Annotated in this window: 9 protein-coding genes; all 9 read left to right on the forward strand. The window is 72.6% G+C overall.

The features are described from left to right. Window positions 1–199: 199 nt before the first annotated feature. The 9 genes from ACZ7GZ_RS35405 (at window position 200) to ACZ7GZ_RS35445 (ending at window position 11490) form a co-directional block, all read left to right on the forward strand. Window positions 200–994, forward strand: a complete 795-nt coding sequence (locus tag ACZ7GZ_RS35405; RefSeq protein WP_471030707.1) for a TIGR03084 family metal-binding protein — start codon at window positions 200–202, stop codon at window positions 992–994. Further along, complete coding sequence (locus ACZ7GZ_RS35410) at window positions 991–2667, forward strand: acyclic terpene utilization AtuA family protein (protein WP_471030710.1); 1677 nt, start codon at window positions 991–993, stop codon at window positions 2665–2667. Before ACZ7GZ_RS35405 ends, ACZ7GZ_RS35410 begins: the two co-directional genes overlap by 4 nt. Beyond that, complete coding sequence (locus ACZ7GZ_RS35415; protein ID WP_471030713.1) at window positions 2664–4262, forward strand: acyl-CoA carboxylase subunit beta; 1599 nt, start codon at window positions 2664–2666, stop codon at window positions 4260–4262. The genes ACZ7GZ_RS35410 and ACZ7GZ_RS35415 overlap by 4 nt, the downstream gene beginning before the upstream one ends. Window positions 4263–4267: 5 nt before the next feature. Then, window positions 4268–6112, forward strand: coding sequence for an acetyl/propionyl/methylcrotonyl-CoA carboxylase subunit alpha (locus ACZ7GZ_RS35420; protein WP_471030715.1), 1845 nt, complete (start codon window positions 4268–4270; stop codon window positions 6110–6112). A gap of 7 nt (window positions 6113–6119) precedes the next feature. After that, a complete protein-coding gene (locus tag ACZ7GZ_RS35425) occupies window positions 6120–7280 on the forward strand; it encodes an acyl-CoA dehydrogenase family protein (protein ID WP_471030718.1) in 1161 nt (386 codons plus the stop codon). Between the two features lie 23 nt (window positions 7281–7303). Continuing rightward, window positions 7304–8872, forward strand: a complete 1569-nt coding sequence (locus ACZ7GZ_RS35430; protein ID WP_471030720.1) for a 4-coumarate--CoA ligase family protein — start codon at window positions 7304–7306, stop codon at window positions 8870–8872. After that, window positions 8869–9606 (forward strand): enoyl-CoA hydratase family protein, encoded by a 738-nt coding sequence (locus tag ACZ7GZ_RS35435; protein ID WP_471030723.1) that lies wholly within the window; start codon window positions 8869–8871, stop codon window positions 9604–9606. Before ACZ7GZ_RS35430 ends, ACZ7GZ_RS35435 begins: the two co-directional genes overlap by 4 nt. Window positions 9607–9610: 4 nt before the next feature. Further along, window positions 9611–10210, forward strand: a complete 600-nt coding sequence (locus tag ACZ7GZ_RS35440) for a TetR/AcrR family transcriptional regulator (RefSeq protein ID WP_471030725.1) — start codon at window positions 9611–9613, stop codon at window positions 10208–10210. Window positions 10211–10455: 245 nt separating this feature from the next. Continuing rightward, entirely contained in the window at window positions 10456–11490 is a 1035-nt protein-coding gene (locus tag ACZ7GZ_RS35445) for an isopenicillin N synthase family dioxygenase (protein ID WP_471030728.1), read from the forward strand. Window positions 11491–11646: the final 156 nt, after the last annotated feature.

An 11646-nucleotide genomic window follows, 5' to 3' on the forward strand; every position in this document is an offset into this window, starting at 1 on the left:
AGGATCCCTTTTTCTGACCGCCCTGCCGACCGCAACCACCGGCAACGCGGCCGTGGTGGCGAGGATCCGCGCGGCAGGGCGCCTCGCCGCGGAGGAGGGGGAGCAGCACGCCACCGACCGGGAGTCCGGGCGGCCACGCGGCTCCCATTTTCATGCAAGCGTGCTTGATTGTTTCTGGGGTCGCTGCCATGCTCCCCTCATGGCCGACCCCACGCCCGTCATCGACGACCTGCGCGCGGAGAGTGAGGAACTCGACCGGCTCACCGCCGGATTGAGCCCCGGACAGTGGGCACTCCCCACTCCCGCGCCGGGCTGGACCCTCGCCCACCAGATCGCCCACCTCGCCTGGACCGACCGCTCGGCGCTGCTGGCCGTCACCGACGCGGACGCCTTCCGGGCGCTGGTCGAGAAGGCGCTCACCGCCCCTGACTCGTTCGTGGACCAGGGCGCGGAGGACGGCGCCCGTCTGCCGCCCGCCGAGCTGCTGGCCACGTGGCGGACGGGACGTGACGCGCTCGACCGGGCCCTGCGCGCCGCCCCACCCGGTGCCCGTTTCCCCTGGTACGGCCCGCCCATGTCGGCCGCCTCCATGGCCACGGCCCGCCTTATGGAGACCTGGGCCCATGGGTTGGATATCGCCGACGCGCTGGGTGTGGTCCGCCCACCCACCGATCGGCTCAGGCATGTGGCCCGGCTCGGGGTGCGGACCCGCGACTTCGCCCACACCGTCCACGGGCTCACTCCACCGGCCGACGAGTTCCGTGTCGAACTCGTCGCTCCTTCCGGGGAATTGTGGACATACGGCCCGGAAGGCGCACCGCAACGCGTCACCGGTCCCGCCCTCGACTTCTGCCTCCTCGTCACCCAGCGCGCCCACCGCACCGACCTCGCCCTGACCGCCGTCGGCCCGGACGCCGACCGCTGGCTGGACATCGCGCAGGCCTTCGCGGGCCCGCCCGGCACCGGCCGCCCGCCGAAGGGGGCGCCGGCGTGACGGTGCTGCGCATCGGCAACTTCTCCGGCTTCTACGGCGATCGCGCGGGCGCCCTGCGCGAGATGCTCACCGGCGGCGAGGTGGACGTCCTCACCGGCGACTACCTCGCCGAACTCACCATGCTGATCCTCGCCCGCGACCGGCTGAAAAACCCCTCCGCCGGATACGCCCGCACCTTCCTGCGCCAGCTGGAGGACTGCCTCGGCCTGGCCCGGGAACGCGGCGTGAAGATCGTCACCAACGCGGGCGGACTCAACCCGGCCGGACTCGCCGACGCCGTACGGGAGTCGGCCGACCGGATCGGCATCCCCCTCCGGGTCGCGCATGTCGAGGGTGACGACCTCACCGCCCGCCACCCCGGCGCCCTCGCCGCCCACGCCTACCTCGGCGGCTTCGGCATCGCCGAGTGCCTGCGCGCCGGCGCGGACATCGTCGTCACCGGGCGCGTGACCGACGCGGCCCTGGTCACCGGGCCCGCCGCCGCCCACTTCGGCTGGGGTCCGGGGGAGTACGACCGGCTCGCGGGCGCCGTCGTCGCCGGGCACGTGCTGGAGTGCGGGACGCAGGCCACCGGCGGGAACTACGCGTTCTTCCGGGAGGCCGACATGCGCCGGCCCGGCTTCCCGCTCGCCGAGATCCACGCCGACGGCGGCAGTGTCGTCACCAAGCACCCCGGCACCGGGGGCCTGGTCGACGTCGGCACGGTCACCGCCCAGCTGCTGTACGAGACCGGGGGCGGCCGGTACGCCGGGCCGGATGTCACCGCCCGGCTGGACACCGTACGGCTGAGCCAGGACGGCCGGGACCGGGTGCGGATCGAGGGCGTGCGCGGGGAGGCGCCGCCGCCGACGCTCAAGGTCGGCCTCAACCGGCTCGGCGGCTTCCGCAACGAGGTCGTCTTCGTCCTCACCGGGCTCGGCATCGAGGCCAAGGCGGAGCTGGTGCGCGAGCAGCTCACCGACGCCCTCACCAAGGCGTCCCCGGCCGAGGTCCGTTGGGAACTGGTCCGCACCGACCGGGCCGACGCCGACACCGAGGAGACCGCGAGCGCCCTGCTGCGGCTCGTCGTACGGGATCGGGACGAGCGGGTCGTCGGGCGGGCGCTGAGCGGGGCCGCCGTGGAGCTGGCGCTCGCCAGCTACCCGGGCTTCCATGTGCTGTCCCCACCCGGAAAGGGCGACCCTTATGGGGTCTTCGAGGATGTGTACATCCCCCATGGTGCCGTAGACCATAGGGCCGTCCTCCACGACGGACGCCGTATCGCCGTGGCCCCGCCCGAGGAGACGCGCCCCCTGGAAGACGTACCGGTGCCGGCTCTCCCGGAACCGCTCCCGCCTGGTCCGACCCGGCGTGCGCCGCTCGGACTGGTCGCCGGCGCCCGCAGCGGGGACAAGGGCGGCAACGCCAACGTCGGCGTGTGGGCCCGTACCGAGGACGCCTGGCGGTGGCTCGCGCACGAGCTGACCGCCGAAGGGTTCCGGCAGCTGATCCCCGAGAGCCGGGACCTGCCCGTCACCCGGCATGTGCTGCCGAACCTGCGCGCGGTCAACTTCGTCGTCGAGGGCATCCTCGGCGCGGGCGTCGCCGCCCGGCACCGCTTCGACCCCCAGGCCAAGGCGCTCGGCGAATGGCTGCGCTCCCGCCACCTGGACATTCCGGAGGCCCTGCTGTGACCACCCTGACCTCGGCCCTGGACCCGGGCAGCCCCGACCACCGGGCCCATCGCGAGGCCATGCTCGCCAAGCTCGCCGAACTCGACGCCGCACACGCCAAGGCGCTCGCGGGCGGCGGCGAGAAGTACGTGCAAAGGCACCGGAGGCGCGGCAAGTTGCTCGCGCGGGAGCGGATCGAGCTGCTGCTCGACCCGGACACGCCGTTCCTGGAGCTGTCCCCGCTCGCCGCCTGGGGGAGTGACTACCCGGTGGGCGCCTCGCTCGTCACCGGCATCGGCGTGGTCGAGGGCGTGGAGTGCCTGATCACCGCCAACGACCCGACCGTGCGCGGCGGCGCGAGCAACCCGTGGAGCCTGAAGAAGGCCCTGCGCGCCAACGACATCGCCCTCGCCAACCGGTTGCCCTGCATCAGCCTGGTGGAGTCGGGAGGTGCGGATCTGCCGTCGCAGAAGGAGATCTTCATCCCCGGCGGCGCGGTCTTCCGCGACCTCACCCGGCTGTCGGCGGCCGGGATCCCGACGATCGCGGTCGTCTTCGGGAACTCCACCGCCGGGGGCGCCTACATCCCCGGCATGTCCGACCACGTGATCATGGTCAAGGAGCGGGCGAAGGTCTTCCTCGGCGGTCCTCCGCTGGTGAAGATGGCCACCGGCGAGGAGAGCGACGACGAGTCCCTGGGCGGCGCGGAGATGCACGCGCGCGTGTCCGGCCTCGCCGACTACTTCGCCGTGGACGAGCCGGACGCGCTGCGGCAGGCGCGGCGCGTGGTCGCCCGCCTGGGCCACCGCAGGGCGTACCCGGACCCCGGCCCGGCCGAGCCGCCCCGGTACGACCCCGAGGAACTCCTCGGTATCGTCCCCGGCGACCTCAAGATCCCCTTCGACCCGCGCGAGGTCGTCGCCCGGATCGTCGACGCCTCCGACTTCGACGAGTTCAAGCCGCTGTACGGGACGAGTCTGGTGACCGGCTGGGCGAGCCTGCACGGCTACCCGGTCGGGATCCTCGCCAACGCGCAGGGTGTCCTGTTCAGCGCGGAGTCGCAGAAGGCAGCCCAGTTCATCCAGCTCGCCAACCAGCGCGACATCCCGCTGCTCTTCCTGCACAACACCACCGGCTACATGGTCGGCAAGGAGTACGAGCAGGGCGGGATCATCAAGCACGGCGCGATGATGATCAACGCGGTCAGCAACAGCCGGGTCCCGCATCTGTCCGTCCTCCTGGGGGCGTCGTACGGCGCCGGGCACTACGGCATGTGCGGACGCGCCTACGACCCCCGATTCCTGTTCGCCTGGCCCAGCGCCAAGTCCGCCGTCATGGGCCCGCAGCAGCTCGCCGGCGTGCTGTCGATCGTCGCCCGGCAGTCGGCCGAGGCGAAGGGACAGCCGTACGACGAGGACGCGGACGCCGCCCTGCGCGCGCTGGTGGAGCAGCAGATCGAGTCCGAGTCGCTGCCGATGTTCCTGTCCGGGCGGCTGTACGACGACGGCGTCATCGACCCGCGCGACACCCGCACCGTCCTCGGCCTGTGCCTGTCCGCCGTCCACACCGCGCCCTACCAGGGCACGCGCGGCGGCTTCGGCGTCTTCCGGATGTGAGGTCCATGATCCAGACCCTGTTGGTCGCCAACCGCGGCGAGATCGCCTGCCGGATCTTCCGCACCTGTGGTGAGTTGGGAATCCGGACGGTCGCCGTGCACTCGGACGCAGACGAGAACGCGCTGCACGCGCGCGTGGCCGACACGGCGGTACGGCTGCCGGGCGCGGCGCCCGCCGAGACGTATCTGCGCGGCGACCTGGTCGTGAAGGCGGCCCTGGCCGCCGGCGCCGACGCCGTGCACCCCGGCTACGGCTTCCTCTCCGAGAACCCCGACTTCGCCCGCGCCGTCCTCGACGCCGGTCTGACCTGGATCGGCCCGCCTCCGGCGGCGATCGAGGCGATGGCGTCCAAGACGCGGGCGAAGAAGCTGATGGGGCTCGCTCCCCTGGCCGAGGTGGGGGAGCCAGACCTGCCGGTGCTGGTGAAGGCGGCCGCCGGCGGCGGGGGGCGCGGGATGCGCGTCGTGCGCCGCCTGGAGGAGCTGGACGCCGCGCTGGAGGGCGCGCGCGCCGAGGCTGCGAGCGCCTTCGGCGACGGCGAGGTGTTCGTCGAGCCGTACGTCGAGAACGGCCGGCACGTCGAGGTGCAGGTGCTCGCCGACGCACACGGCACGGTGTGGGCGCTGGGCACCCGCGACTGCTCCCTCCAGCGCCGCCACCAGAAGGTCGTCGAGGAGGCGCCGGCGCCCGGGCTCTCGGCGGAGCTCGACGAGGAGCTGCGCACGCTGGCCGTACGCGCCGCGCGCGCCGTCGCGTACGTCGGCGCGGGCACGGTGGAGTTCCTGGTGGCCGACGGCAGGGCCCACTTCCTGGAGATGAACACCCGTCTCCAGGTCGAACACCCCGTCACGGAAGCCGTGTTCGGCCTCGACCTGGTCGCCGAACAGATCCGCATCGCGGAGGGCCACCCCCTCGCAGCCGACCCGCCACGCGCGCGTGGGCACGCCGTCGAGGCGCGCCTCTACGCCGAGGACCCGGCGAACGGCTGGGCCCCGCAGACCGGCACCCTGCACCGCCTGACGGTCCCCGGCGCCCGCCTCGACACGGGCTACGGCGACGGAGACGACATCGGCGTCCACTACGACGCCATGCTCGCGAAGGCCGTCGTACACGCCCCCACGCGCGCGGAGGCGGTCCGCAAACTCGCGGGTGCCCTGGAGCGCGCGGTGATCCACGGCCCGGTCACCAACCGGGACCTGCTGGTGCGCTCGCTGCGCCACCCGGAGTTCACGAGTGGCCGCATGGACACCGGCTTCTACGACCGCCACCTCGCCGACCTCACCGGGCCGGCCCCCGACCCGTACGCCCCCCTGGCCGCCGCCCTCGCCGACGCCCACGGCCGCTCCCGCTTCGGCGGCTGGCGCAACGTTCCCTCGCAGCCGCAGGTCAAGCGGTACGGGATGGCGGGGCGGGAACACGAGGTCCGCTACCGCCACACCCGGCAGGGGCCTACGGCGGACGGGGTGCGGGTCCTGCACGCCGGGGAGGGCCTGGTCGTCCTCGAAACCGACGGTGTGCGGCGCCGGTTCGAGGTGTCCGCCTACGGCGACGAGGTGTACGTCAACTCCACCCGCCTGACCGCCCTGCCCCGTTTCCCCGACCCCGCCGCCCAGCTCGCCCCGGGCTCCCTCCTCGCCCCCATGCCGGGCACGGTCGTACGCGTCGCCGAGGGCCTGACGGAAGGGGCAACGGTTCAGGCCGGCCAAGGCCTCATATGGCTGGAGGCGATGAAGATGCAGCACCAGATCTCGGCGCCCGTCACGGGAACGCTGACGGCCCTGCCGGTAACCGTCGGACAGCAAGTGGAGCCAGGAACGTTGCTGGCTGTAGTCGAGGAACCCTCTTCCTAGGAGCCCCATGACTCCCGTCATCGAATCCGAAGAACACCAGGCCCTGCGATCCGCGGTAGCCGCCCTCGGCAAACGCTACGGCCGCGAGTACCTGGTACAGGCCGTCGCCGAAGGCAAACCCCCCACCGCGCTGTGGTCCGAAGCAGGAAAACTCGGCTATCTGGGCGTCAACCTCCCGGCGGAGTACGGCGGTGGCGGCGCGGGCATCGCCGAACTGGCCACGGTCCTGGAGGAGCTGGGCGCCGCCGGCTCCCCCCTCCTCATGCTCGTCGTCTCCCCGGCCATCTGCGGAACCGTCATCTCCCGCTTCGGCACGGAGGCCCAGAAGCAGACATGGCTCCCCGGAATCGCCGACGGCACCCGCCTCATGGCCTTCGGCATCACCGAACCCGACGCCGGCTCCAACAGCCACCGCATCACCACCACCGCCCGCCGCGACGGCACCGACTGGCTCCTGACCGGCCGCAAGGTGTTCATCTCCGGTGTCGACATGGCCGACGCCGTCCTCATCGTCGGCCGCACGGAAGACGCCCGTACCGGACGCCTCAAACCCTGCCTGTTCATCGTCCCGACGGACGCCGAGGGCTTCCACAAACGCCCGATCGACATGGAACTGGGTGCCGCCGAGAAGCAGTTCGAGCTGGTCCTGGACGACGTACGGCTCCCGGCGGACGCCCTCGTCGGCGACGAGGACGCCGGCCTGCTGCAGCTCTTCGCCGGGCTCAACCCCGAGCGCATCATGACGGCGGCCTTCGCCATCGGAATGGGCCGGTACGCGCTCGCCAGAGCCGTCGAGTACGCCCGCGACCGCACCGTCTGGAAGACGCCCATCGGCGCCCACCAGGCCATCGCCCACCCCCTGGCGCAGGCGCACATCGACCTGGAACTGGCCCGGCTCATGATGCAGAAGGCGGCCCACCTCTACGACACCGGCGACGACCTCGGCGCGGGCGAGGCCGCCAACATGGCCAAGTACGCGGCCGGGGAGGCCTGCGTGAAGGCCGTCGACCAGGCCGTCCACACCCTCGGCGGCAACGGGCTCACGCGGGAATTCGGGCTCGCCTCGTTGATAACGGCCGCACGCGTGGCTCGTATTGCTCCGGTGAGCCGGGAGATGATTCTCAACTACGTCTCCCACCAGACCCTGGGTCTGCCCAAGTCGTACTGATCGCACCTGTGCGAGGAGGAACCGTGTTCCGCAGCGAGTACGCAGACGTTCCGCCCGTAGCGCTCCCCATCCACGACGCCGTCCTGGGGCACGCCGCCGACTTCGGCGCACGCCCCGCCCTCATCGACGGCACGGACGGCACCACCCTCACGTACGAGCAGCTGGACCGGTTCCACCGGCGCCTCGCCGCCTCACTCGCCGACGCGGGCGTCCGCAAGGGCGACGTCCTCGCCCTGCACAGCCCCAACACCATCGTCTTCCCGACCGCCTTCTACGCCGCCACGCGCGCGGGCGCCTGCGTCACCACGGTGCACCCGCTCGCCACGCCCGAGGAGTTCGCCAAACAGCTCGGCGACAGCCGCGCCGGCTGGATCATCACCGTCTCACCCCTGCTGGAGACGGCCCGCCGCGCCGCCGAACTCGCGGGCGGCGTACGGGAGATCTTCGTCTGCGACAGCGCGCCCGGACACCGCTCCCTGATCGACATGCTCGCCACCACCGCCCCCGAACCGCACATCACCATCGACCCGGCCGAGGACGTCGCCGTGCTGCCGTACTCCTCCGGCACCACCGGCATCCCCAAGGGGGTGATGCTCACCCACCGGCAGATCGCCACCAACCTCGCCCAGCTGGAGCCGGCCGTCCCGACCGGACCCAACGAGCGCATCCTCGCCGTACTGCCGTTCTTCCACATCTACGGCCTCACCGCCCTGCTGAACGCGCCCCTGAGGAAGGGCGCCACGGTCGTCGTCCTGCCCCGCTTCGACCTCGAGACCTTCCTCGCCGCGATCGAGAAGCACCGCATCACCGGCCTGTACGTCGCCCCGCCGATCGTCCTCGCCCTCGCCAAGCACCCCGCGGTCGCCCGCTACGACCTCTCCTCCCTCAAGTACGTCATGAGCGCCGCCGCCCCGCTGGACGCCGCCCTCGCCCGCGCCTGCGCGCAGCGGCTCGGCCTGCCCCCGATCGGCCAGGCCTACGGCATGACGGAACTGTCACCCGGTACCCACGTCGTCCCCCTCGACCGGCTGCACGACGCCCCCGCCGGCACCGTCGGCAGGCTCATCGCCGGCACCGAGATGCGGATCGTCTCCCTCGACGACCCCGGCAAGGACCTCGGCACCGGCGAGGCCGGCGAGATCCTGATCCGCGGCCCCCAGGTGATGAAGGGCTACCTCGGCCGCCCCGACGTCACCGCCGCGATGATCGACACCGACGGCTGGCTGCACACCGGTGACGTCGGCCACGTGGACGCGGACGGCTGGCTCTTCGTCGTCGACCGCGTGAAGGAACTCATCAAGTACAAGGGCTTCCAGGTGGCCCCCGCCGAACTGGAGGCCCTGCTGCTCACCCACCCCGGCATCGCCGACGCCGCCGTCATCGGCTCCTACAACGACGACGGCAACGAGGTCCCGCACGCCTTCGTCGTCCGGGCCGAGGCCGCCGAGGACCTGACCGAGAACGAGATCATGCTGTACGTCGCCGAACGTGTCGCCCCGTACAAGCGCGTGCGCCGGATCACCTTCCTCCACGCCGTCCCCCGCGCCGCCTCCGGAAAGATCCTGCGCCGACAGTTCAGGGAGCACACGTGACCGCGCCGATCGGCCGCACGCGCGCGCGTGCCGTCGAAAGCCTCAGCCTGGACGCCACCGACACCCGTAACGCGCTCTCCGCGGCCCTCGTCGGCGGCCTCGCCGACGCCCTCACCGACTGCGGCAGGGACCCCGACGTCCGCGCCGTCGTCCTCACGCACACCGGCACCACCTTCTGCGCCGGCGCCGACCTGCGCGACCCGCCCCGGCCGGACGCGCTGGTCTCCCTGCTGCGGCAGATCGTCGAGCTGCCCAAACCCGTCGTCGCCCGGGTCACCGGACACGTCCGCGCCGGCGGCCTCGGCCTCCTGGCGGCCTGCGACATCGCCGCCGCCTCGCCCCAGGCCACCTTCGCCTTCACCGAGGTCCGCATCGGCGTGGCTCCCGCGGTGATCTCCCTGCCGGTCGTCCCGCGCGCCGACCCCCGCGCCCTGGCGCGCTACTACCTCACCGGCGAGCGCTTCGACCCCGCCGAGGCCGTGCGCGCCGGCCTGCTCACGACGACCGGCGACGACGTCGACGAGGTACTCGCACCCGTCCTGGACGGCCTGCGCCGCTCCTCCCCGCAGGCCCTGGCCGAGACGAAAAAGCTGCTCACGGCTAGGGTGCTGGAAACGTTCGACCGGGACGCGGCGGAGCTGACCGCGCTCTCGGCCCGGCTGTTCTCCTCCGCCCAGGCCCAGGAGGGGATGACGGCCTTCCTGGAAAGACGGGATGCGGCATGGGTGGTGTGACCACATGAGCACGACGGTGGAACGCGACCGCGTACCCAAGCAGGACCGCAGCCGGGCCACCCGGCAGCGGCTCCTGGAGGCCGCCGTGGCCTGTCTGGCCGACCACGGCTGGGCGGGCTCCACCGTCGCCGTCGTCGCCGAACGCGCCGGCGTCTCCCGCGGCGCCGCCCAGCACCACTTCCCGACCCGCGAGGACCTGTTCACGGCCGCCGTCGAGTACGTCGCCGAGGAGCGCTCCACCGCCCTGCGGGCGCTCTTCCCGGCCGGCCCCGCCGACCGCCGTGCCGTGGTCTCGGCCCTGGTCGACCTCTACACCGGCCCCCTCTTCCGCGCCGCCCTGCACCTGTGGGTCGCCGCCTCCGACGAGGACCAGCTGCGCACGCGCGTGACCGAGCTGGAGGCCCGTGTCGGCCGCGAGACCCACCGCATCGCCGTCGACCTCCTCGGCGCCGACGAGTCCCGTCCCGGCGTCCGCGAGACCGTCCAGGGCCTGCTCGACATGGCCCGCGGCCTCGGCCTCGCCAACCTCCTCACCGACGACACCGCCCGCCGGGAACGGGTCGTCGCCCAGTGGGCCGACCTGCTGGACCGGGCCCTGGGCTGAGCCCGTGCCGGTGCCGAGCCGGTGAAGTGGGCCACACCCGTATCCGGCAGGGGACAGTACCCTTGCCGCATGCTTCCGATGCTCGTTCGCCGCCGCCACGTGGACTACGTGCGCGTCACGAGCATGGGCTGTCGCCATTCGGCCTGATTCAGCCCCCTTTTTCTCCCCCTTCTTACGGCATCCTGGGCGCCGCCCCCTACCCTCGGCGGCCTGCCCGTGGCCCACACACCCCTGTGGACGCACCCATGACGACGCACACCCCGACGACGACCTCGTCGTACGCCCAGCTCCCCGTGATCGACCTGTCGGCCGCCGACCGCGGCCCCCAGGCCCGCGCACTGCTCCACGCCCAGCTGCACAGCGCCGCGCACGACGTCGGCTTCTTCCAGCTCGTCGGACACGGAGTGACCCCGGCCGAGACCGACGCGCTGCTCACCGCCATGCGCGCCTTCTTCGTCCTCCCCGAGGCCGACCGCCTCGCCCTCGACAACCTCAACTCGCCTCATTTCCGCGGCTACACGCGCACCGGCGACGAACGCACCGCCGGCGCCCGCGACTGGCGCGACCAGCTCGACATCGGCGCCGAACGCCCCGCCCGCGCCCCCGCCCCCGGCGAGCCCGCGTACTGGTGGCTGCAGGGCCCCAACCAGTGGCCCGCCGCCCTGCCCGAACTGCGCACGGCGGCCCTCGCCTGGATCGACAAGCTGAGCGCGGTCGCCCACCGCCTCCTGCACGAGCTCCTCACGGCCATCGGCGCCCCGGCCGGCTTCTACGACCCGGTCTTCGGCGACCACGCCCACCCGCACCTCAAGCTCGTCCGCTACCCCGGCAGCGCGGGCGACGGCACCGACCAGGGCGTCGGCGCCCACAAGGACTACGGCTTTCTGACCCTGCTCCTGCAGGACACGGTCGGCGGCCTCCAGGTCCAGCGCGAGGACGGCCGCTTCCACGACGTCCCGCCCATCGACGGCGCCTTCGTCGTCAACCTCGGCGAACTCCTGGAGGTCGCCACCAACGGCTACCTCCTCGCCACCAACCACCGCGTGGTGAGCCCACCCGGAGCGACGGAGCGCTTCTCGGTGCCGTTCTTCTACAACCCCCGCCTGGACGCGAGGGTCGAGCCCCTGCCCTTCCCCCACGCGTCGAAGGCCCCGGGCATCACAACGGACCCGACGAACCCCCTGTACGCCGAGTACGGCTACAACGAACTCAAGGGCAAGCTGAGGGCACACCCGCTGGTGGCGGAGCGGCATCATGCGGAGTTGCTGACCGCGGTGTGAAAGACGGGCCCCGGAGGGGCCGTCTTTCAGGGACGCGGGGGGGGAGCCCCCCGCGGCCCCCCCCCGTGTGTCCCGCCCGCCACCAAAAACCCGCAACCCCCCCCCCTCCCCCCCCACCCCCTCCCCACGGGAGTTCCCCGTACACCGCGATATTCT

It is taken from the genome of Streptomyces sp. NPDC037288 (assembly GCF_055603265.1).

What these genes read in the sequence shown, in the direction of transcription:
- ACZ7GZ_RS35405 (WP_471030707.1), top strand. Translation starts at nt 200, where the DNA reads ATGGCCGACCCCACGCCCGTCATCGACGACCTGCGCGCGGAGAGTGAG.
- ACZ7GZ_RS35420 (WP_471030715.1), top strand. Translation starts at nt 4,268, where the DNA reads ATGATCCAGACCCTGTTGGTCGCCAACCGCGGCGAGATCGCCTGCCGG.
- ACZ7GZ_RS35425 (WP_471030718.1), top strand. Translation starts at nt 6,120, where the DNA reads ATGACTCCCGTCATCGAATCCGAAGAACACCAGGCCCTGCGATCCGCG.
- ACZ7GZ_RS35440 (WP_471030725.1), top strand. Translation starts at nt 9,611, where the DNA reads ATGAGCACGACGGTGGAACGCGACCGCGTACCCAAGCAGGACCGCAGC.
- ACZ7GZ_RS35445 (WP_471030728.1), top strand. Translation starts at nt 10,456, where the DNA reads ATGACGACGCACACCCCGACGACGACCTCGTCGTACGCCCAGCTCCCC.